Here is a 25,096-nt window from a genome sequence, read left to right as displayed (position 1 = left end):
CAAGCTCACCAAGTAGTTTATACACTTCTATACTGTATTAATTTGGACAAAATCGTGTTTCCCAATAGCCGTCCATACATACCCTATATGAAGGGATATAACATCCAACCAGAACAGCTCCGGAACAAACAATGTTACCAACATAGGATAGCTTTTTCCCTACTAGCTGACATACAAAGCCACCAATCTGTGAACAACCTTCATGCCATTTTCCTCCCCCCTCTTTATGCTTTGTACAAACCCAATACATACACGGTCTACCGACACTTCTTTCTCTCATCTGTGCCCTTATTTCTTCCTCAGTTTCTATCACTAAAGACGATTTATTGAAACTCATTTCTTCCCAAAGTTCCACCAATTCTGGTGAAATCTCTTCTACCGCTAGCTTAACAGAGGCATTAGTATCTAGGTTTATAATTGTAACTGTCCCTTCTCTTTCCAAGAGTGAGTAGTCAACCAATATAGTCTCAATGGTATTCGTTTGCACGTCAAAGCCAATCAGTAAAAGAGAAGAGATAGAAACTGATAAATTCATAGTAATATCTCTCCCTGATATTCGAGAGGTTATTTCTTCAGAATACGGTGTATCCACTGAATATTGAAATATATACTTCACCACATTTCCTTGATTATCTGTAATCTCTAGAATCTTCTTATTCTCCCTATCAATATTCGGATACAAATTAAATACCGCTGAACTCTCAACGACGTTAACCACTTCAGATGGGGTATCGGCAAAAACTGTATTTCCTAAACAAAACATTAAACAAATTACACTAAATAAAATCTTAATTACGTTTCTTGAAGCAACCATAGAATTCATCCTTTCCTTACTCTTTACAAGAGTCGTATTATATGCTAATATGTTATAAAAATACCTAAAAAAATGAAACAAGGTGAGCTTATGAAAAGTGAGACTATTTTTTACATCATTGTATTACTATTGATTCTATCAGCAACCTTTCTAAAGTATGTATCCCTACCCGAAGCTACATACATGCTACTTTTCTTCAATTACCATCCCAAAACAAACAAAGATAGAAGTCTCTTTATTCTCCTATTGCTTTTGTTGATAATTGTTTTTAATTTACCACATCTTTAGTATTAATATACAAAAAATATAGTATTTTGTCAAATAATTATACATTTCATCTCGTATACGTCCTACTTTGTTTCCTAACTTTCTGCCATCTCCATATCAGACGGGCTAGTTCCCTCAATCTCGTATCATTTGATCATTTTATGGCAAATCAGCAATTATTAGACACCTAGAAACCTTACGTTTTATGTTTCTAGGTGTTTTTATATTGGCTTTTTAGTATAAAAAGTCCAATATGATAATCTGCCCTAGAAACATGCGATTCGATAGTAAACGTCTATGAAATGGCTAATAATACTGATGAGATTGTCACAATTCAAAAGACTCTTGCCCGCTCTGAATGCTCGTATACGTTTTTACAAGTGTCATCACTCTCCCATCTAAAACTTGCAAAATAAATTATGAGCGCTATAATGTGAATATCATTAAAAAAGGAGTAATATATGTCAACATTAGATTTTGATTTTACAGAACGCTTGTATGCCAACTATCTAGCTAATCCAAGCCTACAGGCAACCGAAAATGCCGTGAGCCACAACGGACTTTTGAAATCCTTAGAAACACGCCAAAGCGCCATCGACAATGACTATGTCTTTTCAATCGACTTGACCAAGGACGCTGTTTCAAACCAAAAGGCTTCTGGACGTTGCTGGATGTTTGCTGCATTGAATACCTTCCGCCACAAGCTCATCTCTGACTTCAAACTGGAAAATTTTGAGCTATCACAGGCCCATACCTTCTTTTGGGATAAATATGAAAAGTCCAACTGGTTCCTCGAACAAATCATTGCCACAGCTGACCAAGAAATTGGTAGCCGTAAGGTAAAATTCTTATTGGATACCCCGCAACAAGATGGCGGTCAATGGGATATGGTTGTTGCTCTATTTGAAAAATATGGTGTGGTACCGAAATCCGTCTATCCAGAATCTATCTCATCCAGTGCCAGCCGTGAACTTAATCAGTACCTTAACAAATTGCTCCGTCAAGATGCACAAATCTTGCGAGACCTCCTTGCCAAAGGAGCTTCCTCGGAAGAAGTTCAAGTACAAAAAGAAAACTTACTTCAAGAAATCTTTAACTTCCTAGCCGTCAACCTTGGACTCCCTCCACGCAGCTTTGATTTTGCATATAGAGATAAAAACAATGTCTATCACCGTGATACAAATGTAACACCTCAGGCATTCTACGAGAAATACGTTGGTTTGAAACTATCTGACTATGTCTCCATTATCAATGCTCCTACAACTGACAAACCCTACAATAAATCTTATACAGTCGAATTGTTGGGGAACGTTGTTGGTGCCCCTGCTGTCCGCTACCTCAATGTAGAAATGAACCGGTTTAAAGAACTGGCTATTGCCCAACTCAAAGCTGGTGAGTCCGTTTGGTTTGGTTCCGATGTCGGTCAAAGTAGCAACCGTCAAACTGGTATTATGGCAACCAACACCTACGACTTCTCTTCAGGTCTGGGTATCCATTTCCATCAAGACAAGGCCGGAAGATTAGACTACTCCGAAAGTTTGATGACCCACGCTATGGTCTTAACTGGTGTTGATTTAGACGATAATGAGCAACCTCTCAAATGGAAAGTAGAAAACTCTTGGGGTGACAAGGTTGGTGACAAGGGATACTTCGTCGCATCAGATAGCTGGATGGACGAGTATACTTATCAGATTGTTGTCCGAAAAGAATTCCTCACACCAGAAGAACTAGCAGCTTATCAAGCTCAACCACAAGTCCTTGCCCCATGGGATCCAATGGGAGCTCTAGCATAACAAACGACATATAAAAAAAGAGGGCGCCCCTCTTTTTTATATGTCATAATTAGTCTCTACTCAAACCACCAAAGATACGGAGTAAGTTGAGGAAGAGGTTGATGAAGTCAAGATAGAGCTGAAGCGCCATGGATACGACCCAACCTTGGCCAACATTACCACCAGTTTGTTCGAAAACATTGCGGATACGTTGGTTATCATAAGCAATCAAACCTGAGAATACCAAAACAGAAATGATAGACATCATAAAGCTTAGACCTGAGCTACGAAGGAAGATATTAATAACACTTGCAATAATAATTCCCCATAGAGCTGCACGCAATGCCTGGGCCATACCAGAAAGATCTTTCTTCGTTGTCATCCCAATTACAGCCATGATAGCAAACATGAGAGCCGCTGACACGAAGGCGAGCACAACTGTTTCGCTAGTATAGAACATCAAAATCATGCTGATGGTAATCCCATTTGTTACTGAGTAGGCAAGAAACATTGGTAGAGCCATTGGACTATTTTTAGCTGCCATTGCTGAAGCAGAAACAACCAAGGCAATCTGACCAATCATAATCAGCATCATGATGATGGAACCTGCACTCAGCAGACTAAGCAATAAAGATTGAAAGACGGTCACAGCCAAGAAAGAAACTAGAGCTGACAGACCAATTCCCATGGCAACCACACCATAAATTTTACCGAAGAAACGGTTGAGGGCGGTATTATCCACCTGATTAATAATAAATGAATCGTTATTCATACTATTCTCCTTTAAATCATTTTATTGAAAACGAAAGACCTTACGATTTTTCCACTTGTGTTGTAAGGGCAGACTCCACTCTCTCACAGCCCAATACTTATCCACACATGTCACAATCCAAGATTCCTTGTAGCGAGGAGGAGCGATTGTCGCACCAAACATATGCTTCACAATGATGTCTTCTTCTAGTTTATTGAGTTGAATGAGTTTCTGAGCATTGCGTTTAGCAATTCGTGGATGAACCCAAGCATGGCTCTTGTTGAATTTGGTGTCTCTCCAATCATAGAAGAATAAATCATGCAATAGACCACCACGAGCTGTTGACTTGGCATCCCAACCAAATTTTTTCGCAATCTTATAGCTTGTATAAGAGACATTGATGGAATGTTCCAAGCGCGTGGAGTAATAATGATGAGGGATTTTCCCCAATTTTTGCACCTTGGGTGTGGCAATCAAGTGCCCCACGTAATGCATGTATTCTTTATCTTGTTTATATGCAACCATTCGTTAACCTCGTTGGAATATTATACCACACTATAGTACACTTGGCTTAAATAAAGCTAAACAATAAAATTCCTGCTGCAATCGCCACATTGAGGCTTTCCGCCTGCCCTGGCATGGTAATATGGACAAGTTGATCCGCCTCATCGGCTACAAAAGTTGAAATTCCTTGACCTTCATTTCCCATGACCAAGGCAAAACTCGGATTTGGCGTAACTTCCTTATAGTCAACCGACTGACTAGAGAGGGTTGTTGCCAAGATTTGTATCTGATTGCTTTTTAAAGCAGAAAAAATAGCAGTCATCGGCATTCGATAAACTGGCAAGTGGAAATGACTCCCTTGCATGGAACGCAGAACTTTCATATTGTAAATATCTGCCGACTTATCCGATAGAAATACTCCATCAAAACCAGCTGCATCAGCTGTACGAATCATGGTACCAACATTTCCAGGGTCCTGCACATCCTCCAGAACCAAAAATTTTCCTGTTAAGACATCAGGTAAGGTCTGATTTGGTAAAGACAGTTGAGCTACTACCCCTTGCGGTGTCCGTGAGTCTGCCAAATCCTGCATAATATCTGAACTGACAACTGTTACATTGGATAAGCCAGCAACCCGATGAACATATTCTTCTGATACCAAAATATGTTCAATAGGTACTTTGGCTGCCAAAGCCTCCTCCAACAAATGCCAACCTTCAATCAAATAAGAAGAAGTACGGTATTTTTTCTGTTGTAATTTCTTAACCTGCTTGACCAAATGATTGGCCTTTGAGCGAATGATCTCCATGAATGCCCCTTTTTCTTTTACTGCTCAGCAACTTCAATTTTCCAACGGCTAAATCAATTATCTTGATTTTTGAACAGTCTTACCCAACCATGATATAATAAAGTAAATGTCTTGTCAAAAGGAGAAACTTATGCGAAAGGTAAAAATGATTGCATCTGGTCGTGTGCAAGGAGTCGGCTTTCGTTGGTCTGTTCAATTTTTAGCTGTGGAAATAGGAGACATCTACGGCAGAGTTTGGAATAATGATGATGGAACTGTCACCATTTTAGCTCAGTCAGATAATGCTGAGAAGCTCAGCCATTTTATCCATGAAATTCGGAAAGGGCCTTCTCGTATGGCCAAAGTCACCTATCTCGATGTCACCCTAGCCAACTTCGAAGACTATAAGGATTTTCAGGTGGCTTATAGATAAAACTTGTATATTTTGAACAAAAAAAGTAAAATAGAATGTATCTTGTAAAAAAAGGAATGTATCATTTTGAAAAAGAATAAACGAATTTTATTAACAGGTCTAGCCCTGTCTACGCTAGTATTTCTATCAGGATGTGTGCAGACAAAGAACGGTGTTCCTACTGGTGAAGGTTGGGTCTACAACTTCCTTGTTGCCCCAATGGGAAACCTGATTAAATTCTTCGCGGAAAACCAAGGACTCGGTTTCGGTGTTGCTATCATTATCGTGACATTGATTGTTCGTCTCTTCATCATGCCACTAGGTATTTACCAATCTTGGAAATCAACCTATCAGTCTGAGAAAATGAATTACCTCAAACCAATTTTAGGTCCAATCCAAGAACGCATGAAAAATGCAAGTTCCCAAGAAGAGCAATTGGCTGCCCAACAGGAATACTTTGCTGCTCAAAAACAATATGGTGTCAGCGTATTTGGTGGAATGGGCTGCCTTCCTATCTTGATTCAAATGCCATTCTTTACGGCGCTCTTCTATGCAGCTCGTTACACGGAAGGAATCTCAGAAGCAACCTTCCTTGGCATTGATCTCGGTTCTGCAAGTCTCATTCTAACAGCTATTGCTGGTATCCTCTACTACGCTCAATCACTTCTGATGCAAGTCGGTATGGACGAAGAACAGAAGAAACAAATGAGAGCTGTGGCAATCATGAACCCATTGATGATTGTTATGTTCTCTTGGTCTTCACCTGCTGGCGTTACCCTCTACTGGGTAGTCGGTGGATTTATCGGTCTTGTTCAACAAGCTCTTACAAACTTCATCTTGAAACCACGTATCCGTGCTAAGGTTGAAGAAGAATTTAAAAATAATCCTCCAAAACCATATAAATCAACTATCAAGGATGTAACTCCTAAAGCATCCGCTATCATCGAAGAAAAAACTTCTAAGAAATCAAACCGTAACGCCGGTAAACAACGTTCTAGATAAAAAATCACAACCATCTGTTTCAGATGGTTGTTTTCTTATAAAGTATGTTTAGTTTACTTTTTGAACTTGCTTCAACTATCTGGGAAATAGTTGGAGGTTGGAAATAGGGAGTGGGAAAGAGCTCAACCATTCATAGAAGAGTTCGTCAACAATTTTTCTTTTTAAGTTGTTGAGCTGAATCGAACTCTGTTCGCCTCAGTGCTCGTCGAAGGAATAAAAGAGCCTACTAAACGACTATACAAAAAGAGAGAATCTTTCGACTCTCTCCACACCTTATTTCGTTTTTTCAACCTTCAAGATTTTTACATCATAGCTACCAGCAGGTGTTTCAATTGTTGCAACATCTCCTGTTTTTTTACCAATCAAAGCATGGCCAATTGGGCTTTCGTTTGAAATCTTGTTTGCAAAGGCATCTGCACCTGCAGCACCAACGATATGATAGACTTCTTCCTCAGTCTCACCAACTTCTTGAACAGTCACAGTCTTACCAATTGCCACTTCATCTGCAGCAACTGCATCACTGTTTACGATTTCAGCATAACGAATTTTTGTTTCGATTGTTGAGATTTGACCTTCAACAAAAGCCTGTTCATCTTTAGCTGCTTCGTACTCAGAGTTTTCTGAAAGGTCTCCGTAAGAACGAGCAATTTTAATACGTTCAACAATTTCTGGTCGACGAACTAGCTTTAGTTCCTCTAGTTCTTTTTCTAATTTTTCCTTTTCTTCCAAGGTCATTGGATATGTTTTTTCTGCCATTTGTCTTTCCTTTTCTTTTCTTTTATTTTTCATGAAAACAAAATTATGTGGAAAACCACATAATTTTGTTGTAAGAATTTACTCATTATTAAGATGTGCATTTACATACTTAGCAACGTTTTGGTTATGTTCATCAATATTATTTGTAAAGTAAACATTTCCAGTTGTAACATCTGCTACAAAGTAAAGATAGTCTGTCGTGTTGGCATTAATCACTGCCTCGATAGCCGAAAGGCTTGGACTATCCACTGGTCCAGGCAGCAATCCTGGTGTCCAATAAATGTTGTATGGTGACTCAATTGATGTATCAATCGCTGCATCTTCTGCCAAAGTTGTTTCTTGACCAAGTTTACCCTGAGCATACAAGATTGCAATATTGGATTGTAGAGGCATTGCTGCATTCAAGCGGTTAAAGAAGACACTTGCAATGTTTCGACGATCTTCATCAGTCGAACCTTCTTTTTCAACCAAAGATGCCAAGGTAAGAACTTCATTTACAGTCAAATTCTTAGCAGCAATCGTTTCATAATATGGTTGTAAACGATTATCCATCGCGGCAATCATTTGCTCAACGAGCTCTTCGATAGTTGTTTCATCGCTGTATTCATAAACCGCTGGGAAGAGGTAACCTTCCAACTGATAAATAACTCCACTATCAGCAGCTGGTAAGCTGGCAAACAATTTTGGATAAGTAGCAACCATTCGATTAATAAAATCTTGGTTGGTCACAGTAGCCATAAATTGTTCTGTGGTAAATGGTGTTTTATCATTTTTATCTTCTGTCTTGGTATTATCTGTAATAGCCTGAGCAATTTGTGTCAGTGTATATCCTTCGACAATCAAAATCTTACCTGCGGCTTCTTTTTGAGCTGTCGGAGTGCCACTTTCTTGAAGTGCTTTGGCGATGTCATCCACAGACATATTTTGTTTTAAATTATAAAAACCACTTTGGAAATTATTATAGCTCTTAATTTTAGAGTAGTAATTAAAAATAGTAGCATTCTTAATCAACTTGTTATCGACTAAAATTTTACCAATTTCTAAAGTTGAAGACCCTTCTGGAATCTCTACCTGAATAGCTTCTGTAGCTTTTGCATTAACTGGTTCCAGACTAGATTTTACCCACATATAGCCAGTAAGACCTGTCACTAGAACCGCCACTACAATAATCGACATGATAACAGAGACAATGCGTTTAGCGGCTTTATCCTGTTTTTTGCGACGTTGCTTGTTTGCTCTGTGCGACGATGATCGTCTAGACTGTGTTGGTTGCACCTGCTCTTCTGTCGCTGCAACTGGAGCTACTGCCTTCGTTGCAACAATTGTTTCTTCCAGCGAGATAACCTCTGTATCACCCGTTACAGCTGATACATCTTCCGTTGGAAATTCCAAAAATGTATCTTCCAAAGAAGACTTCTCTGAAAGGACAGGCTCAACCGGTTCGGAAACCAATGAGCTTGATGGAGCCTCGTCAAATTCTACAGTATTAGCAGCTACAAGGTTTCGTAGCTCTTCCAAGTTCCGCTCCACCGTATCTTGAGGAACCGGACTTGAAATGACTTCTTTTTCAATCTCAAAAGTCTCTGGAGTAGCCAAAGTTTCTGATGTTGGCTCTTCAATACTTTCCGTCATCACTTCTGATTCTTGCTGTTCTTCTGGCAAGTATGAATCAGGGAAAGCAATACCTTCTACTTTTACAATTTCAGTCTCTCTATGGGGGGCTTTTTCTTCGGCAAGACTAGGCTGGAGCTCGTTGATAATTTCGTTACGCTTATCAACAAGAACATCCGCTGATTGTTCCGCCAAACGTTTCACCTTCAATTCTTCCAAATCTCGTAAAATTTGATCGCGGAAGCTTGAAGACTGCGTGTTTTTTTCATTCGTATCCTTTGTCACGCTGTTACTCCTTTCACACAGTTACTATACATTATATCTTAAAGGCTTATGAATTGCAAGAACTTCCCTTTCTACAAGGCTTTCCAGTACATATCACTCCACATTTGTCCTCCAAATTGCGACAAGGAGGGGCCAAAGTCTTCAAACTGGTTCATTTCATAGTAGCCAATCAAATACTCCTTACAGGTCAGGGAAACTCCTTCAAATCCTCCCGCTAAAGCCACTTCTTTTATGGCTGCCAACAAAAGAGTCCCCACTCCCTGCCCCTTATAGGTATCCGCTACGGATAGACTGGCAATAGCTAGGTGACCGCCTGTCGGCATGTCACTCTCTGTCAAGTAAAAAATATCGTCTGTAACAGTCTTCGAAACAGAGGGACAGGATAATAAATATCCTGCTATTTCCCCATCGTGTTCCATTATTAAACATGTTTTACTCAAAGCATTCAGATAAATGGCAAGAACAGACTCAGCTATCCGTTCCTCTTTAGAAAAATTGGCATTTTCAATCAAAACAACTTGTTCTAAATCCGAAGGAGTAGCAAAACGAATTTCCATAATTTTCTCCCTTATATAGCGGAAAAACAGGGGCCATAGGCCTCCGTCTTTCTTTTTATTGGACGTTATTTGTGAGATTTGACAAGAGTCTTTCGAAGGAGTATTCATAGGACTGAATATCACCAGCTCCCATAAATACATATACTGCATTGTCATGGTCTAAAAGTGGTGAAGTGTTTTCAACTGTAACAAGTCCACCTTTTTTGTTGATTTTAGCTGCCAAATCTTCTACCTTAACCTGACCGTTGTCTGTTTCACGCGCTGAGCCATAAATTTGAGCAAGGTAAACTGCATCTGCTCCATTCAAAGCATCTGCAAACTCATCGAGAAGCGCAATGGTACGAGTGAATGTATGTGGTTGGAAAATGGCTACCAACTCCTTGCTAGGATACTTCTGACGTGCCGCATCAATGGTTGCAATGATTTCCGTTGGATGGTGAGCAAAGTCATCAATGATAACAGTATCATTGACAATTTTCTCCGTAAAGCGACGTTTGACACCTCCAAATGTCTTCAAGTGTTCTGCAACCAGTTGCAAATCAAATCCAGCAATATAGAGATTAGCAATAACAGCTGTTGCATTCATCACATTATGCTTACCAAAGGTTGGAATTTGGAATTCTCCCAACTCTTCTTCACCATGGCGAACTTTGAATTGTGAACCACTTGTAGAAGGCTTCAAGTCATAAGCAACAAAATCATTATTGTCTTCCAAGCCATAATAGTAGATTGGAGCATTTGCCGTGATACGACGAAGTTGCTCATCTTCACCAAAAACGAAGAGAGCTTTTTTTACTTGCTTCGCATAATCATTGAAAGCATTGAAAACATCCTCTAGACTAGTGAAATAATCTGGATGGTCAAAATCAATATTGGTAATGATGCTGTATTCAGGATGGTATGGGGCAAAGTGACGTTCGTATTCATCGGATTCGAACACAAAATACTGAGCATTTGCCGAACCGCGACCAGTACCATCACCAATCAAGAAGGAAGTATCTGTGATATTGCGCATAACATGTGCCAATAATCCCGTTGTTGAGGTCTTACCATGGGCACCAGCAACACCGAGGCTCGTAAAACCTTTCATAAATTCACCTAGAAATTCATGGTAACGTTTGTAGGTATAGCCCTGGGCATCAGCATAAGCGATTTCCACATTGTTATCTGGACGAAAAGCATTACCAGCAATCAATTCAACATCTGCTGTAATATTTTTCTCATCAAACGGTAAAATCTGAATCCCAGCTTGTTCAAGCCCACGTTGTGTAAAGTAGTATTTCTCTACATCACTACCTTGAACCTTATGCCCCATTTGATGCAACATAAGAGCAAGTGCGCTCATACCTGATCCCTTAATTCCGATAAAATGATAGGTTTTTGTCATGTTATTCCTCTTCTATATGTGTCAAATTCAATTCTTGTGCCACTTGGCGATCTCGTTGTTGTCTGCGCTCAGGATAATTGTAAACCTGACTCTTTCTTAAAAAGTCATACGAATTTTTCTTTATAACCTGCTCCTGTTCTCTATCTTCTTTCTTCAAAGAATAGACAGCTGGCATATCAGCGAGAATATAGTCTGTCTGACGTAGGTTGTCCGCCAAACGTGTCAACCGACCTGCCTTAGATTCAGTTGTTGAAACGACAGGAGGTTTCACCACAACTTTAGCTGGTGCTGGTTTTTCATCTCTTAAGTAGGTTGCTGATCGTTTTTTCTTCAAGTCTTCTCTAGCCTGTTCGCGAGCCAACTGCCCCTGTGTTTTCACTGGAGAAGGCTTCGCTTTAGTCAGTTGCTGAAGGCGTTCCTTGCGAGAATAATGGCTTGGCTTAGCTTCAAACAGAGGAGGCAGGAGCTCATCTTCCGTTTGTGCTACTGGTTTTGCCGACGCAACTCGCTGTGAATCGGTAGACCAGCTAAATTCCTTTTCTTGATAAGGTCCCCTGATATTGCTAATCAGGTCGCTCTCATCATATAAACTCATAATTGGATTTTCTCCAACTAGTACCTCATCATCTGCGACTAGTGGAAATCTTTTTTCATGTCTAATCATAAGTCATCCTTTCGAACCCTTATTATACCATACTTAGGCCTTATTTCCTAATTCTACGCTGAGTCAACTGTTTCCATATCACTCAATCCCTAAAATCTCGCGAATGTCCTCAACCGTCAAATTCGCTCGGCTTTCATTGCCATCAAGGACTGTTTTGACAAGGTTCTTTTTATTTTCTTGCAATTCTTGAATCTTCTCTTCGATTGTCCCTCTAGTAATCAGGCGATAGCATTCAACCTTTTCAGTCTGCCCCATGCGATGAGCCCGACTGATAGCCTGAGCTTCCACGGCAGGATTCCACCAAAGATCGACTAGGATGACTGTGTCTGCACCTGTCAAATTCAAGCCAACGCCACCTGCTTTCAAGGAAATGAGAAAGGCATCTCGACTTCCTGCATTGAAGGCCTGTGTCATTTCTTGGCGTTGGTTAGCAGGGGTTGAACCAGTCAGAGTATAGGATGTCATCCCAATTTCTTTCAGCTGTTCTTCTATTTTTTCCAGCATATTTCTGAATTGGGAAAATATCAAGACCCTGTGTTCACCTTCTTTTAGCTGCAAGAGTAATTCTTTCAAACTATTAAGTTTGCCACTCTCACCACTAAACTCTTCCATGAAAAGGCTGGGTGTATCGCAGATTTGACGTAAGCGAGTAATTCCTGATAGGATTTCTATCTTGCTACGATTGATTTGAGCATCATCTGCGCCAGCTATTTGAGTCCGCATTTGTTGAAGCTGGGCTAGGTAGATGGCTTTTTGTTCATCTGTCAGTTCATTAAGTACATTGACTTCTATCAAATCAGGCAATTCCTGAAGAACGTCTTCCTTATGACGTCTGAGAACGAAGGGTTGAATGGTCCGCGCAATGTCCTTGGCTGCTAATTTACCGAAGTCTTGTTTGCCTGGCAATAAACCTGGTAAGACAATTTGGAAAATGGACCAGAGTTCCGTCAAATGGTTTTCAATCGGCGTACCTGAGAGGGCAAAGCAATTCCCAACCTCAAACTCACGCAGTAGCTGTGCAATCTTAGATTGGGCATTTTTCATGACCTGCGCCTCATCTAAAATGAGGTAGTCAAAGCGTTCCTGTCTATAGAGCGCGACATCCTGTCTGAAGGATGGATAGGAGGTAACTAAGACTTGGTGACCATTGGCAATGATCTCTTCACGCTGTTCCTTGTTTCCATGGACAACTGCCACATCTAAACTTGGAGCAAACCGCTTGCACTCATCTAACCAGTTATAAATCAAGCTGGATGGTGCCAATATTAAAACTTTGGAATCTTTTGTCATCCGACTGGACAGAAAGGCGATCGTTTGCAAGGTCTTTCCAAGCCCCATGTCGTCAGCTAAAATTCCACCAAAACCATACGTATCCAGCATAGTCAACCACTTAAGCCCTGTCTGCTGATAATCCCTAAGCGACGTTGTTACTTCCACATCAGGAAGAGGGAACAAATCTGGCTGAGCTAGATAGCTTGCCATTTCCTCAAATTCCTTGGAGAAACTGACTTGGTTGAATTGTGACAAGGATTGAGCCAATTGGTAACCGGCAAGAGCATGGACTTGTACCTGCCCCTCCTTACCATGACGGACCCGCAGATAGACTAGGGTTTGACTGATTTTCTTGGTTTCCTCATCAAAAACAAATACCTTACCACTCGGGCTAGTATAGTGATCCTCTTGATTCAGCAAGGCTGTAATCGCCTGATCGATTTCAGATTGTTCGATACCTGATAAGTCAAATGAAATATCCAAAAGTGAGCCGTTACGTACAATTTCTAATTGAGGTTTGGCTTCAATATATAAAGCCTGTAGCCTTTCTGCTAGATGAACCTGCCCCATTTTTTGTAATATAGGCAATTGTTGTTGGAAAAATGGATAGAGCTCCTGCTGACTAAGAGCCGCTCTCTGGGCATGATATGTCCCCCTAAAGCCAGCTAGACGAATAGCCTGATAGACCCTCTCCAAATGTTGGAAATGACTGGCAAAAGGCAGGAGAGCCAAATCCTCCTCACTCCTTACCTTACGTCCATCAAAATCCAAAACCAATTGGAGTGATAAACTCTCATTTGCCTCCATCTGAATATGAAATTCTGGCTTGAAATCATGAATGATGAAGCGCTTAGGTGCCTTAACAGTCCCAATTGTCTGCAAATCCAGCAAGCTTAAAGCCAGACGATTTTGGTCAGGGAAATCCACCTGCACCTTTCTCAAACCTGATTCGGTTGGAACAAGTTCGGAAATTTGGTAAATCAGATGTTCTTGATGGCGATTGACACTATAAACCGTGCCATTTACTAAGAGATAGCGCCCATGAAAAAGTGGTCGGACTGGTTTTTCGTGAATAACCATTTCAATCATCTGCGTGTGAACGGTCACCTCAAAATGATAGAGCCCTTCCTCCCCTGTCAACGGAAGAACCATCAAGGAGGAATAGGACTGCTGTTGATAGGAAAAGTTAAAATGTTCTAGCTGATTTAACAGCTCCAACCCCTCCTCAAAATAGGCTTGTGGCAGACGAAAATGTCGTCCAAAATGAGTAAGAATATCTGAATCTATACCAACTTTCTCTGGTACCAAGGCCCAGAGAAAATCCAGGAGAGCCTGACTTGGTTCATCAAAATTTTCATAAGTAACTTGCTCATAATAATTTTTCCCTATTTGATAGTGACCGTTGGCTTTCACAATGCGCAAAAAAGCTCCGATGTCCCGCACAATGTACGAACGTGTATCTGGCAAGCGGGTAATTTTCAAGGTCCAATCTATCTGACGATCATAGGGCAATAAGCTCCCTTCAACTGATAACTGATACTTAAGCCCCAGTTCTGGTTCTGGTCGCAAAATTTCATCTAAAAAGAGACCGCCAAAATAAGTCCGACGGACGGTTTCCCTATGTTGTTCACCATCTTCTTTCAAAGACTGCTTCATATCCTTGCCTGAGGCATCATTTTTTAAAAAATACTCCGTGGCAGCTAGGTGTTGACAGTAGCCCTTACTTTGAAATAACTGGCAACTACACTGTAAATCGCTATCTGCATCGCCGTAAGTAAAGCGCTCACCAGCAATATCCAGCACCATCTTTCCATTCTCACTATGAAGAACAGTCAGTTTTCCAGCCTCGTACAAATCAATTCCTTCTTGGCGAATCCGCCCTGGCATCATGCGACCCATTCTAACTCCTTTATCCTTCAACCAATCATCAGCTCTTCTGTAAAATATATCTAATACTCTTCGAAAATCAAAATTATCCGTTGTCAACTTGCCTTGATGAACTCCAGTTCTATCTTCGACTTCGTTTCCTAGGCTACTTTTGATTTTCATTGAGTATAAAATATTATCTTTTCATTATAGCATATTTTCAATTTGAATTGTTTAAATAGGTATCAAAAAAACACCAGCTGGTAAACTGGTGTCTCTAATGAATAGCTAAATAATAAATCGTTGCTTGCCACATTTTCAAGATTGTTTTTCCGCTTTTCCAAAGCCAAAATAGAGCAAATAGCAAGAAAACAATTGCCACTACTACGTTAATCAAGCCTTTTCCATCCAAGAAAAACTTGAAAAAGAAGACAGTCACACAGGTAAGCAAGGCAAGGAGTAAGACATGAATCAGAACGCCCAACCAGCCCAGCCAGTAGCGAATTCCAAAGGGAGGGTGTTTCTTTTCATCGAAGTCTGCTAGACCAGTCAAAAACTCAACTAGCAACTCACCAAAAAATTCCATACTAGCCTACCTTTCTTACCCGTCGATAATATTTGGTTCGTCGAATCATCATCTTGATAGCCTTAAAGGAAAGTAAGGTTAGCATACTAGCCACGAATAGACAAAAAAGGAATATCACAACCGATGGCTGTTTATACTGATTATAGACCATAATTGAACCACCAGTAAAGGCGATAAAATAGGATGCCAAAGTCACCAAATTGAGCCAGATACAAGCCACTAGTCCCAGCCAATAGCGAAAACCAAAAGGTTTGTACTGACTATCTTCATAAAATACAAGAAAAAATGATGAAAAAGAAAGCAATATCAAAAAAGAACGCCAAATTGGAACCGCTACCATACCAACACCTCCAAGTCCATTCTAGCATATTTACGAATAATTGCAAAAAGGGAGTGGGATAGAACTCGCAAATTGTTAAAAGAGTTCGTCAACAAGTCCTTATTTCTAGTTGTTAAGCTGAAACAGTCTATCCCCAGACTGTTTCACTCCCACCCCCGCACAGCTCAAAAGGTTCAGTGAACCTTTTGAGGTTGGAAATAGAGCGAACTTTGTTCGCAACAGTCGTAATGGTCAGATTTGGAGTGTAAAACACGAATTGCTGAGATTTGCTTCGCAAATACTATCTCCAACCTTTAACAGTCCACTGGACTGTTAAACCCAATCAACCACTGCGCTGAGATGTTGACCCGAACTCTGAGAAACGTGACTGGACTTTTTGCCCAGCCTTACTTCCGTTTCCGTGCAATCAGATGAATCGGTGTTCCTTCGAAGACAAAGGCCTTGCGGATTTGATTTTCCAAGAAACGCATATAGGAGAAGTGCATGAGCTCTTCTTCGTTGACAAAGACCACAAATGTCGGTGGCTTGGTCGCAACCTGGGTCGCGTAGAAAATCTTGAGACGTTTGCCCTTGTCAGTTGGTGTCGGGTTAATGGCAATAGCGTCCATAATAACATCGTTGAGCACAGCCGACGGAATACGGGTATTCTGGCTCTCACTGATGGCCTTGATCATCTCAGGCAACTTATGCAAGCGTTGTTTGGTCAAGGCTGACACAAAGATAATCGGTGCGTAAGACAAGTATTGGAACTGATCACGAATATCGTCTTCCCACTGCTTCATGGTATGGTTGTCTTTTTCAAGCGTATCCCACTTGTTGACTACGATAATCATCCCCTTACCAGCTTCATGGGCAAAACCTGCGATGCGTTTGTCATACTCACGAATGCCTTCTTCTGCATTGATAACCATCAATATGACATCCGAGCGTTCAATGGCACGCATGGCACGCATAACAGAGTATTTTTCGGTATTTTCATAGACCTTACCAGACTTGCGCATCCCTGCGGTATCAATCATAGTAAACTCTTGACCTTCTGGGTCTGTAAAGTGCGTATCAATAGCATCACGAGTCGTTCCAGCAACAGGCGACGCAATCACGCGCTCTTCACCCAAAATAGCGTTAATCAAACTTGATTTACCAACGTTTGGACGACCAATCAAGCTGAACTTGATAATATCTGGATTTTCTTCTGCTTCCTGAGCTGGTAGGTTTTCAATGATAGCGTCCAAGACATCCCCTGTTCCGATACCGTGTACAGAAGATACTGGATAAGGATCGCCAAGACCGAGTGAATAGAAATCGTAGATGTCATTGCGCATTTCAGGGTTATCGACTTTATTGACAACCAAAATAACTGGTTTGTTTGTCTTATAAAGGATACTCGATACATACTCGTCAGCATCCGTCACACCTTCTTTGCCTGATACGACAAAGACGATAACGTCCGCTTCATCCATGGCGATCTCAGCCTGATGCTTGATTTGCTCCATGAAAGGTGCATCCACATCATCAATACCGCCTGTATCAATCAAGGAAAACTTACGATTCAGCCACTCACCAGTAGCATAAATACGGTCGCGGGTCACACCTTCCACGTCTTCTACGATAGAAATACGTTCCCCCGCAATACGGTTAAATAGTGTTGATTTACCAACGTTGGGACGGCCAACGATGGCGATAGTTGGTAGAGCCATAGCTCCTCCTCTTCTAGTTTACAATAATTTATTCTTTTCTAAGATAGACTTTGTTTCTGGTTGTTCAGCCTGACCAAACTGGGCAACCATACGCTCGGACCAGGTTTCTGTCTGACGGGCACCTGCATAGGCTGTCTGAACTTGGTCGTAGGCTTGGATTACTTCCACGTCTTGCTCCACATATTCTTCCTGAAAGACAATGGCTTCACTTGCCAAACGTGGTTTGACAGGATGGTTTTGAGCTGGTCGACCAAGGGCAATGCAGAAAATTGGATAGGTATAATCTGGCAAGTTGAACAGCTCTGCTATTGCCATAGCCTTATGGCGAATCATACCGATAAAGACACCACCGTAACCTAGGCTTTCAGCTGCTAAAAGGGCATTTTGCCCTGCTAGGCTCGCATCAACTGAAGAAATCAGGAGATTCTCTGTTCCTTTGGCATCAAAGTCTGAACCATGGAGTTGAGCCGCCTTGCTGGCACGATTATGATCGCCCACAAAAACCAGAATGGCCTGAGCCTGTAAAATAGCTGGCTGGGGCACCAAATCATAGAGAGCCTGTTTTTTTTCCTCCGACTGCACCACAATGATGGAATAAGACTGGAAATTCTTCCAGCTAGACGCAGCTCGCCCAGCTGAAATAATAGCTTGCAAATGTTCCGCCTCAATGGGCTCTTCCGTAAAACGACGGACGGAAGTATGGTTCAGCATCAAATCAATGGTTTCATTCATCGGCGGTTATTTCCTTTCAAATGCAAATCGCGAGCCAGATAGCGAATCCGCTCCATAACCCGTTTGGCCTGCCAGGTCTCATCACCAGACTTGCCAGAGGCGAAATGACGCTCCAAATCATCAAAGGAGAAATTGGAGGTAAAGAAGGTCGGCAGATTTTCCTGCATGCGGTATTGTAGAATGACCTGCAGCACATCGTCACGCACCCACGGACTATGTTGCTCTGCTCCAATATCATCTAGCACCAATACCTGAGCCATCTTGATTTCATCAATTCGCTCCTTGACAGAACCATCTTTGATGGCATTTTTTATATCTACCACAAAGGTTGGATAATGGAGCATGGTGGTTGATTGAAGATGGGTCTTGGACAAGAGATTGGCTAAATAAGCCATCAAATAACTTTTTCCAATACCGAAATTGCCATAGATGTAGAGCCCTTTTGGTTTTTCCTCAAATCGTTTGACAAAATCTGCAATAGCCAGCATGACTTCCACACGATTTTCATCACTCTTATCAATATCCGCCACTGTTACATTCTTCAAACTCGCAGGCATATTGATGAGCTGGATACGGTTCTTGATAGCTTCCAAACGACGGTATTCGACCAATTCTTCTGTCTCAAGATAGGAAACATCCGCATAGCCCTCATTCATAACCAAAACAGGTTGATACCCCTTGGCAATATAGGATTCATCCTGCTTGACAAAGAGGTCACGCTGACTGATATATTCCAAAAACTTAGAAATGGAGAGGGTGATTTCCTGCTGGGTCAAACCTTCTTTTTTGATAAAAGAAGCGACTTCAGGATCACTCACTATCTCCTGATAGAGTTGCTGATAAGATTTTGGACTTGGATTGGTTGTTTGCGACAACCTGTCTTGAACTGATTTCATCAGCCACCTCCTTTGTTTTCCATTTCTTCTAATTCACGATAAAGAGCCGCCAGCTTGGCTTGACCTTCCTGCGTTTGTCCTTGCTGAACCTCTTCCTTACTCCACTCAGGCACATTGGTTTTGGTTTCTTGCTTGGGTTTACTTTGTGGCTGACCTGTCTTCAACTCTCTTAGGTAAAAAACAGCTGCCTCTGCACTGCCAATTCCCTTGTAGGAAAAATCATTGCCTAGCTTCATGGCGTATTTTTCATTTAGATTGGCTGAGTCCACCTTGTTAAAGGTATAGAGGACCAAGACATTGATAACTTCGTCAAGCAGACCCAAATTGGCCAAATCCGTCAAGCATTTTCGTTCTGTTCCTGTCACAGCTGCCTTCCGTTGCTCCTTGATAAAGGACAGGAAGGTTAGGCTGGATTTTGATTTCGCTTCACGAACAATTGCTTGTTCTTGGGCAGTGAGGTTGGCGCTTTCTGTTGGCAATGACTGACGTGACTGCTGCAAGCGTTTGGTCGAGATCGTCTGTCCAATAGCTGTTGCTTTAGCCTGCCGATAGGTCTCCAACCAAGTCCACCCTGCCTGCTCTGCTATGTAACTAAGCGCAATAATATCCTCAGCTTCATCCTGAAAAAGAAGCTTATCTTTAGCCATTAATGCCTTGAAGGCAGACCAGTCAAAATCATGTTTCGGTTCAAAAACAACTGGAGCCTGCCCATCCATGGTAAAGACCTGAGAAAATGTTTTTGAGATATTTTGTTCTTGATTGGGTTGGTGAACAAGCAGATTCTCCATGCTTGACTCCCCAATCTTCCTTGCCAACAAGTTCTTATACAAGGGTTTCGCTAGAAAACTTTGTACGGTCAGAGGGGCTTGTAGCGCCAAACCTGTTAATTCATCTGCACGATAGAGTTCTAGGAGCCCCATGGCAGTCAGAACATCCAGAGCCTTCTCCAAACGATTCATCCCAAAATCCATGTGATTGAGAATGACAGTCCATTTGTAACGTCCTTGCCCTTGATCGGCAAAACTATAAAAGTAATAATAAAGCGCTAAAGCATCAAAACCGATAATCGGCTGGTAGCATTGGCTAAGACTGATAATATCAGGTGTAAACGGGCTGATTTTTATATAGGCAAATAAATCATTTGGTTTCATCTTTTTTTCCCGGTTTCACCTTACTTCCTTTGGAAATCATCTGCTTAAGCAAATTTTCTAGCTCTCCAACATCTTTGAAAGAACGATAAACCGATGCAAAACGCACATAGGTGATTTCATCCAATTCGACCAATTCTTCCATTACCAAATTCCCAATGACATCGGATTCTATTTCACTATCACCTTGTGCTCGAACCTTCTGTTCAATCCGATTCACCACTTCATCAATATCATCGGTTGACACAGGGCGCTTTTGAGCAGAACGAATAATCCCATTGAAAATCTTTTCACGTGAAAACTGCTCTCTAGTTCCGTCTTTTTTCACAACGACTAGAGTTTTCTCTTCAATCCGTTCATAGGTGGTAAAACGTTGACCACATTGGTCGCAGGAACGACGACGACGGATGGTATTGCCATCTTCAGCCTGACGACTATCAATGACACTTGATTTCAAACTCTGACATTTTGGACAACGCATACTCTTTCTCCTACATAAACTTTATCACTTCAGTATAGCATAAAAATGACAAAAATAAAAGAAAGCGAGAATTACTCACTTTCTACCAATAATTCATCTTGCTTTTTCAATCGACTGGCAACCCATTCACGAACCAAGCGATAGACAACCGCAAAAATTGGGGTAAAGAAGACCATACCAAGTAGGCCAAACAAATTACCACCAATCAGGGCTGCAGCCAGAGTAAATAGGGTAGGAAGACCAACTGATTGACCAACCACGCGCGGGTAAATCACATTCCCTTCAATCAACTGAAGAATCTGGAAGAGTACGATAGACCAGAGTGCCAAGAGCGGATTTTGTACCGCCACAAAGAGAGCACTAATCAAACACGCTGAAAAGGGACCGATATAAGGTACAAATGATAGGACCCCTGCCAAAATACCAGCCATGCTGGCATAAGGAATTCCTGAGAGCGAATAACTAACAAAGACAAGTGTCCCAATGATACACGCCTCAACAATCTGACTCATCAAGAATCGGTCATAGGTATCAACAATAACTTCTCCAATATAGTTCACTACTCTGACAGCCTTCTCTGGCAAGGTAGCCTGCAAGAACTTTCTCGTCATCGCCTGCAAGTGTTCCTTGCTCCCTAAAATCGCTAGAGTGAAGAAGAAAGCCATTATCAACGTCATAGTGTTCGAAAAAATCCCCGTCACATTGGATACCAAGCCAGATAAAATCGGTGTGACCAAACTTGAAATAAGTGTTAAATTCTTCAACTGATCCAAAAAGCTGGCAATCTGGTCTCCGATTTGTCCCGACAAAAGACCATTTGATTCAAGAAAATTAGTTAGGGCATTTACCGATTTTGGAATGGCTGTGCTGCTAACCGAAACCAGTTCTGAAACAGTCGTCACCAATGTAGGAAGAACAATCACCACCAGTCCTGTCACAATTAAAGCAAATCCAATTAATACTCCAACAATTGCCAAAGACCGCTTGGATTTCTTTAAAAAAGAAATTTTTTCAAACTGATCTTCTAATTTTTTCATGGGAACATTGAGAATAAAGGCAAAAATAGCTCCAATAAAAAGCGAATTCATACTACCTAATAATTGTTGAATAGCCCCATAAATACTAGACCAGTTGAGAACAGCTAACAATGTCGCTCCAGATAAGAGTATCAATATGACTTTTTCTTTAAATGATGTATTCATAACTTTTCCATTCTTACTTATTGGCTATTATTTTATCACACGCTTATAGAAAAAGAAAGAGGGGCTGGACAAAAAGACCAACCTCTCTTTTCAAAGTTCGTGTCAACATCTCAGCGCAGTGGTTGATTGGGTTTAACAGTCCAGTGGACTGTTAAAGGTTGGAGGTAAGATTTGCGAAGCAAATCTCAGAAATTCGCGTTTCACACTCAAAATCTGACCTCTACGACTGATGCGAACAGAGTTCGCTTCATCTCCAACCTCAAACTATCTCCCAGACAGTTTTGTAGCGAACTTTGTTCGCTCTATTTCCAACTTCCAACTGTCCCCCAGACAGTTGGAACTATGCGGGGTGGGAGTGAAACAGTCTGGGAATAGACTGTTTCAGCTCGACAACTAGAAATAAAGACTTGTTGACGAACTCATTTTTGAAAAATAGAGTTCTTTCTCACTCCCTCCACTCTACTCTAAATCAATCACGCATGGCATATCCGACACCACGAACTGTTTTTATATATGAATCTTGATGTGGCAAATCCAGTTTACCACGTAGATAGCGAATATATACATCGACGACATTGGTCTCAGAAGCCGCTTCATATTTCCAAACACGCTCAAGAAGTTGTTCTCGACTAACAGGCTCCGGGCTATTCATTAAGGTTGCCAGCAGATCATACTCTCGGCGGGTCAAATTAATCAATTCATCACCTCGAGTCACTGTTCGATTTTGAAAATCAACCTTCAAATCACGATAGGCCGCATGCATGTGAACCTGTTTACAATTATTGTCAATAAAATCACGACCACGAAAAATCGCAGAGATTTGCTCCACTAAATCACTGATGACAAAGGGCTTCACTACGTAGGAAACAGCATAAGAGAGGACTTCTTCCCCATATTGACTAACTTCTGTCGGCTCAACTACCACAATCATGACCGTGGCTGGTTTTATCGCTAATAGTTCTGTAGCCAATTCCTTGCTGGACATGTCTGAAAGCTGAAAACTCATCAGAATCAAGTCAAAATCCGTTTCATGTGCCAAGGACATAGCCTCTTTCCCTGTCGATGCATAATCAACAAGATAGTCTTTTTTCTGCAATTCCATGGAAACAAAATGCGAGAGATTGCGTTCTTTACCAGCAATCAAAATTTTCTTAGCCATTGTCCATCCTTTTCTATTCTTTCAAATGGTGTAGGAATCGTATTATGACTAGAAAGAAGGGCGCTTCCACGCCCATCTTTTCTATTTTGATTCGCTATACCAGTCGTAATGGAAGATTCCTTCTTTATCTTTACGGTTATAAGTGTGAGCACCAAAGTAGTCACGTTGTGCTTGAATCAAGTTCGCTGGCAAGTTTTCAGAACGGTAGCTATCGAAGTAGGTAATAGCTGCTGAGAATGTTGGTACAGGAACTCCTGCTTGAACTGCCAAGGCAACAACATCACGAACTGCCTGTTGATACTTAGCTGTTACATCAAGGAAGTACTCATCCAAGAGCAAGTTTGCCAAGTCTTCATCACGTCCGTAGGCATCTGTGATTTTTTGCAAGAAGCGAGCGCGGATGATACAACCTGCACGCCAGATTTTTGCGATTTCACCAAATGGCAAGTTCCAGTTGTTTTCTTTTGATGCTACGCGCAACTGTGCAAAACCTTGTGCATAAGACATGATTTTTGAGAAGTACAATGCTTGACGGATTTTTTCTACCAATTCAGCCTTGTCGCCTTCGTATGCAAACGGAGCTGGTTTTGGAAGGACCTTGCTTGCTGCTACACGCTCATCTTTGTAGGTTGAGATATAACGAGCAAATACAGATTCTGTAATCAATGACAATGGCACACCCAAGTCAAGTGATGATTGGCTTGTCCATTTACCAGTTCCCTTGTTACCAGCTGCATCCAAAATGTAGTCAACGATTGGTCCATCTTGACCTTGATCGTCTTTACGTTTCAAAATATCTGCTGTGATTTCAATCAAGTAGCTATCCAATTCGCCTTTGTTCCACTCAGTGAAAATATCAGCCATTTCATCTACTGACAAACCGAGTAAGTGTTGCATGAGGCCATAAGACTCCGCAATCAATTGCATGTCGCCATACTCGATACCGTTGTGTACCATTTTTACGTAGTGACCAGCTCCATCTGGACCGATATAAGTCACACATGGTGCTCCATCTTCTGGTGCTTTTGCTGAAATTTCTTCCAAGACATCTGCCACCAATTCGTAAGCTTCTTTCTGACCACCAGGCATGATAGATGGACCTTCAAGGGCTCCTTTTTCACCACCAGATACACCTGTACCGATGAAGTTAATACCTGAGTTTGCCAATTCTTTTGAACGACGGATAGTGTCTTCGTAGAAAGTATTACCACCATCGATCAAGATGTCACCTTCATCCAAGTGCGGCAAGAGCGCTTGAATGGTTGCATCTGTACCAGGACCAGCTTGAACCATAAGCATGATGCGACGTGGTTTTTCGATAGATGCCACAAAGCTTTCCACATCGTAACTTGGTACCAAGTTTTTACCTGGATTGCTTGCAACAACATCTTCTGTTTTATCAGCAGAGCGGTTGTAAATAGCTACTGAATAGCCACGTGATTCAACGTTAAGTGCAAGGTTGCGGCCCATAACGGCCATCCCTACAACACCAAAATTTGCTTTAGTCATTTGTTTACTCCTCTAATTTGTATCCTCTTCATTATACACCGAATGGGGAAAGTTGACAAGAATTTTCAGATAATTTAACTATCTTGCCAATCTGAGTTAGTCCTCATCTCCAAATAACCCTTGTAATTGGGCAAAAGGACTATTGGCCTCTTTTTTCTCTTGAGCTTTTTGTTGGAAATCTTCTTCAGTCATTAAAGTCCAAGCTTGACCAGATGGTAGTTCCTGTCCAGCTTCTTCTTCAGGTGTCAAGACTTTGATTGGTATAGCCAGTAAAATATTATCTGCTACACTCTCATCAAGGACAATGTGGTCATCTTCTACTACCAGTACCATATCCTCATCAATCAAATCTTGTTCTTTAAGAACTGCTTCATTGGCAACAAAGAGTTCATTGACGTTTTGGACCTCATGCAAAACAACTGGTTGCAGAGAACGACTGGATGCCAAGGTAATATCATAAGTCATCTGGTAGTCCAAGAAAAAGAAACCTGATTCAAAGCGAACATTTCCACTTACTTGTACAGGCGACAAACCTAAAACTTCGCTATTTCGAGCTTGTAAGTCTTCCTGCAAGTCCAAGGTCTTCTCAAAGGAAATTCCATCTGGATTTTTCTGAATATCGTAAATATGAAACATTGT

Annotated in this window: 24 protein-coding genes; 3 read left to right on the top strand and 21 right to left on the bottom strand. The window is 41.3% G+C overall.

Annotation, left to right across the window (positions count from 1 at the left end; genetic code table 11):
* Window positions 1-37: 37 nt before the first annotated feature.
* On the bottom strand, window positions 38-814 hold the full coding sequence (locus tag P7J49_RS00270) for a hypothetical protein (RefSeq protein WP_408568707.1): 777 nt from the start codon (window positions 812-814) through the stop codon (window positions 38-40).
* 728 nt (window positions 815-1,542) lie between these two features.
* Here P7J49_RS00270 and pepC point away from each other — a divergent pair.
* On the top strand, window positions 1,543-2,874 hold the full coding sequence (gene pepC / locus P7J49_RS00265; protein ID WP_408568705.1) for an aminopeptidase C: 1,332 nt from the start codon (window positions 1,543-1,545) through the stop codon (window positions 2,872-2,874).
* A 49-nt stretch (window positions 2,875-2,923) separates the two neighbouring features.
* Here the strand turns inward: pepC and P7J49_RS00260 are convergent, their stop codons facing one another.
* From P7J49_RS00260 to P7J49_RS00250, 3 genes are read right to left on the bottom strand one after another with little or no spacing between them, the layout of a single operon-like run.
* Window positions 2,924-3,625: a Bax inhibitor-1/YccA family protein gene (locus P7J49_RS00260; RefSeq protein ID WP_009910586.1), complete on the bottom strand. Its 702-nt coding sequence runs from the start codon at window positions 3,623-3,625 to the stop codon at window positions 2,924-2,926.
* Between the two features lie 21 nt (window positions 3,626-3,646).
* Window positions 3,647-4,129, bottom strand: a complete 483-nt coding sequence (locus P7J49_RS00255) for an HD domain-containing protein (protein ID WP_002942738.1) — start codon at window positions 4,127-4,129, stop codon at window positions 3,647-3,649.
* Window positions 4,130-4,175: 46 nt separating this feature from the next.
* Window positions 4,176-4,916, bottom strand: a complete 741-nt coding sequence (locus tag P7J49_RS00250; protein ID WP_398595478.1) for a TrmH family RNA methyltransferase — start codon at window positions 4,914-4,916, stop codon at window positions 4,176-4,178.
* Window positions 4,917-5,046: 130 nt separating this feature from the next.
* On the opposite strand from P7J49_RS00250, the gene P7J49_RS00245 reads away from it, so the two are divergent.
* Both P7J49_RS00245 and yidC read left to right on the top strand, forming a co-directional pair.
* Complete coding sequence (locus P7J49_RS00245) at window positions 5,047-5,328, top strand: acylphosphatase (RefSeq protein WP_002942735.1); 282 nt, start codon at window positions 5,047-5,049, stop codon at window positions 5,326-5,328.
* A gap of 66 nt (window positions 5,329-5,394) precedes the next feature.
* A complete protein-coding gene (yidC, locus tag P7J49_RS00240; RefSeq protein WP_024417731.1) occupies window positions 5,395-6,309 on the top strand; it encodes a membrane protein insertase YidC in 915 nt (304 codons plus the stop codon).
* A gap of 273 nt (window positions 6,310-6,582) precedes the next feature.
* Here yidC and greA read toward each other — a convergent pair whose 3' ends face one another.
* From greA to P7J49_RS00155, 17 genes are all read right to left on the bottom strand, one after another.
* The gene (gene greA / locus P7J49_RS00235) at window positions 6,583-7,065 is read right to left on the bottom strand and encodes a transcription elongation factor GreA (protein WP_002938298.1); all 483 of its coding nucleotides are present in this window, start codon (window positions 7,063-7,065) and stop codon (window positions 6,583-6,585) included.
* A gap of 78 nt (window positions 7,066-7,143) precedes the next feature.
* Window positions 7,144-8,961: an endolytic transglycosylase MltG gene (mltG, locus tag P7J49_RS00230; protein ID WP_408568703.1), complete on the bottom strand. Its 1,818-nt coding sequence runs from the start codon at window positions 8,959-8,961 to the stop codon at window positions 7,144-7,146.
* Window positions 8,962-9,032: 71 nt separating this feature from the next.
* Window positions 9,033-9,518 carry a GNAT family N-acetyltransferase gene (locus P7J49_RS00225; RefSeq protein ID WP_172051052.1) on the bottom strand — a complete coding sequence of 162 codons (486 nt, stop codon included), beginning with the start codon at window positions 9,516-9,518 and terminating at the stop codon, window positions 9,033-9,035.
* Between the two features lie 55 nt (window positions 9,519-9,573).
* A complete protein-coding gene (gene murC, locus P7J49_RS00220; protein ID WP_024378795.1) occupies window positions 9,574-10,905 on the bottom strand; it encodes a UDP-N-acetylmuramate--L-alanine ligase in 1,332 nt (443 codons plus the stop codon).
* 1 nt (window position 10,906) lies between these two features.
* Window positions 10,907-11,569: a hypothetical protein gene (locus tag P7J49_RS00215; protein ID WP_172052171.1), complete on the bottom strand. Its 663-nt coding sequence runs from the start codon at window positions 11,567-11,569 to the stop codon at window positions 10,907-10,909.
* Window positions 11,570-11,647: 78 nt separating this feature from the next.
* Window positions 11,648-14,740 carry an SNF2-related protein gene (locus P7J49_RS00210; RefSeq protein ID WP_408568923.1) on the bottom strand — a complete coding sequence of 1,031 codons (3,093 nt, stop codon included), beginning with the start codon at window positions 14,738-14,740 and terminating at the stop codon, window positions 11,648-11,650.
* 244 nt (window positions 14,741-14,984) lie between these two features.
* The gene (locus P7J49_RS00205) at window positions 14,985-15,293 is read right to left on the bottom strand and encodes a hypothetical protein (protein ID WP_044672775.1); all 309 of its coding nucleotides are present in this window, start codon (window positions 15,291-15,293) and stop codon (window positions 14,985-14,987) included.
* 1 nt (window position 15,294) lies between these two features.
* The gene (locus P7J49_RS00200; protein ID WP_408568701.1) at window positions 15,295-15,633 is read right to left on the bottom strand and encodes an MFS transporter; all 339 of its coding nucleotides are present in this window, start codon (window positions 15,631-15,633) and stop codon (window positions 15,295-15,297) included.
* Window positions 15,634-16,019: 386 nt separating this feature from the next.
* The gene (gene der, locus P7J49_RS00195) at window positions 16,020-17,330 is read right to left on the bottom strand and encodes a ribosome biogenesis GTPase Der (RefSeq protein WP_408568699.1); all 1,311 of its coding nucleotides are present in this window, start codon (window positions 17,328-17,330) and stop codon (window positions 16,020-16,022) included.
* A gap of 18 nt (window positions 17,331-17,348) precedes the next feature.
* A complete protein-coding gene (locus P7J49_RS00190) occupies window positions 17,349-18,062 on the bottom strand; it encodes an NADPH-dependent oxidoreductase (RefSeq protein WP_408568697.1) in 714 nt (237 codons plus the stop codon).
* Complete coding sequence (gene dnaI / locus P7J49_RS00185) at window positions 18,059-18,958, bottom strand: primosomal protein DnaI (RefSeq protein ID WP_044690361.1); 900 nt, start codon at window positions 18,956-18,958, stop codon at window positions 18,059-18,061. The genes P7J49_RS00190 and dnaI overlap by 4 nt, the downstream gene beginning before the upstream one ends.
* A complete protein-coding gene (locus P7J49_RS00180) occupies window positions 18,958-20,109 on the bottom strand; it encodes a replication initiation/membrane attachment protein (RefSeq protein ID WP_408568695.1) in 1,152 nt (383 codons plus the stop codon). The genes dnaI and P7J49_RS00180 overlap by 1 nt, the downstream gene beginning before the upstream one ends.
* Window positions 20,096-20,587, bottom strand: a complete 492-nt coding sequence (gene nrdR / locus P7J49_RS00175) for a transcriptional regulator NrdR (protein WP_002938341.1) — start codon at window positions 20,585-20,587, stop codon at window positions 20,096-20,098. The genes P7J49_RS00180 and nrdR overlap by 14 nt, the downstream gene beginning before the upstream one ends.
* 71 nt (window positions 20,588-20,658) lie before the next feature.
* Window positions 20,659-21,789 carry an AI-2E family transporter gene (locus P7J49_RS00170; RefSeq protein ID WP_002942701.1) on the bottom strand — a complete coding sequence of 377 codons (1,131 nt, stop codon included), beginning with the start codon at window positions 21,787-21,789 and terminating at the stop codon, window positions 20,659-20,661.
* Between the two features lie 469 nt (window positions 21,790-22,258).
* The gene (locus P7J49_RS00165) at window positions 22,259-22,948 is read right to left on the bottom strand and encodes a DNA-binding response regulator (protein ID WP_012027645.1); all 690 of its coding nucleotides are present in this window, start codon (window positions 22,946-22,948) and stop codon (window positions 22,259-22,261) included.
* An 81-nt stretch (window positions 22,949-23,029) separates the two neighbouring features.
* Window positions 23,030-24,457, bottom strand: coding sequence for an NADP-dependent phosphogluconate dehydrogenase (gndA, locus tag P7J49_RS00160; RefSeq protein WP_408568692.1), 1,428 nt, complete (start codon window positions 24,455-24,457; stop codon window positions 23,030-23,032).
* 96 nt (window positions 24,458-24,553) lie between these two features.
* On the bottom strand, window positions 24,554-25,093 hold the full coding sequence (locus P7J49_RS00155; RefSeq protein WP_408568690.1) for a YceD family protein: 540 nt from the start codon (window positions 25,091-25,093) through the stop codon (window positions 24,554-24,556).
* Between the last annotated feature and the right edge of the window lie 3 nt (window positions 25,094-25,096).

The sequence above is a fragment of the Streptococcus suis genome, from assembly GCF_046032515.1.
Lineage (GTDB): Bacteria > Bacillota > Bacilli > Lactobacillales > Streptococcaceae > Streptococcus > Streptococcus suis_AL.
The sequence above is the reverse complement of the archived record's forward strand: the minus strand, read 5'-3'. Positions and strand labels throughout refer to the sequence as shown.

Bases quoted from the DNA above. Each gene is read 5' to 3' on its own strand.
- P7J49_RS00270 (WP_408568707.1), bottom strand. From the start codon at position 814: ATGGTTGCTTCAAGAAACGTAATTAAGATTTTATTTAGTGTAATTTGT.
- pepC (WP_408568705.1), top strand. From the start codon at position 1,543: ATGTCAACATTAGATTTTGATTTTACAGAACGCTTGTATGCCAACTAT.
- P7J49_RS00260 (WP_009910586.1), bottom strand. From the start codon at position 3,625: ATGAATAACGATTCATTTATTATTAATCAGGTGGATAATACCGCCCTC.
- P7J49_RS00255 (WP_002942738.1), bottom strand. From the start codon at position 4,129: ATGGTTGCATATAAACAAGATAAAGAATACATGCATTACGTGGGGCAC.
- P7J49_RS00250 (WP_398595478.1), bottom strand. From the start codon at position 4,916: ATGGAGATCATTCGCTCAAAGGCCAATCATTTGGTCAAGCAGGTTAAG.
- P7J49_RS00245 (WP_002942735.1), top strand. From the start codon at position 5,047: ATGCGAAAGGTAAAAATGATTGCATCTGGTCGTGTGCAAGGAGTCGGC.
- greA (WP_002938298.1), bottom strand. From the start codon at position 7,065: ATGGCAGAAAAAACATATCCAATGACCTTGGAAGAAAAGGAAAAATTA.
- P7J49_RS00225 (WP_172051052.1), bottom strand. From the start codon at position 9,518: ATGGAAATTCGTTTTGCTACTCCTTCGGATTTAGAACAAGTTGTTTTG.
- murC (WP_024378795.1), bottom strand. From the start codon at position 10,905: ATGACAAAAACCTATCATTTTATCGGAATTAAGGGATCAGGTATGAGC.
- P7J49_RS00215 (WP_172052171.1), bottom strand. From the start codon at position 11,569: ATGATTAGACATGAAAAAAGATTTCCACTAGTCGCAGATGATGAGGTA.
- P7J49_RS00210 (WP_408568923.1), bottom strand. From the start codon at position 14,740: ATGGGTCGCATGATGCCAGGGCGGATTCGCCAAGAAGGAATTGATTTG.
- P7J49_RS00205 (WP_044672775.1), bottom strand. From the start codon at position 15,293: ATGGAATTTTTTGGTGAGTTGCTAGTTGAGTTTTTGACTGGTCTAGCA.
- P7J49_RS00200 (WP_408568701.1), bottom strand. From the start codon at position 15,633: ATGGTAGCGGTTCCAATTTGGCGTTCTTTTTTGATATTGCTTTCTTTT.
- der (WP_408568699.1), bottom strand. From the start codon at position 17,330: ATGGCTCTACCAACTATCGCCATCGTTGGCCGTCCCAACGTTGGTAAA.
- P7J49_RS00190 (WP_408568697.1), bottom strand. From the start codon at position 18,062: ATGAATGAAACCATTGATTTGATGCTGAACCATACTTCCGTCCGTCGT.
- dnaI (WP_044690361.1), bottom strand. From the start codon at position 18,958: ATGAAATCAGTTCAAGACAGGTTGTCGCAAACAACCAATCCAAGTCCA.
- P7J49_RS00180 (WP_408568695.1), bottom strand. From the start codon at position 20,109: ATGAAACCAAATGATTTATTTGCCTATATAAAAATCAGCCCGTTTACA.
- nrdR (WP_002938341.1), bottom strand. From the start codon at position 20,587: ATGCGTTGTCCAAAATGTCAGAGTTTGAAATCAAGTGTCATTGATAGT.
- P7J49_RS00170 (WP_002942701.1), bottom strand. From the start codon at position 21,789: ATGAATACATCATTTAAAGAAAAAGTCATATTGATACTCTTATCTGGA.
- P7J49_RS00165 (WP_012027645.1), bottom strand. From the start codon at position 22,948: ATGGCTAAGAAAATTTTGATTGCTGGTAAAGAACGCAATCTCTCGCAT.
- gndA (WP_408568692.1), bottom strand. From the start codon at position 24,457: ATGACTAAAGCAAATTTTGGTGTTGTAGGGATGGCCGTTATGGGCCGC.
- P7J49_RS00155 (WP_408568690.1), bottom strand. From the start codon at position 25,093: ATGTTTCATATTTACGATATTCAGAAAAATCCAGATGGAATTTCCTTT.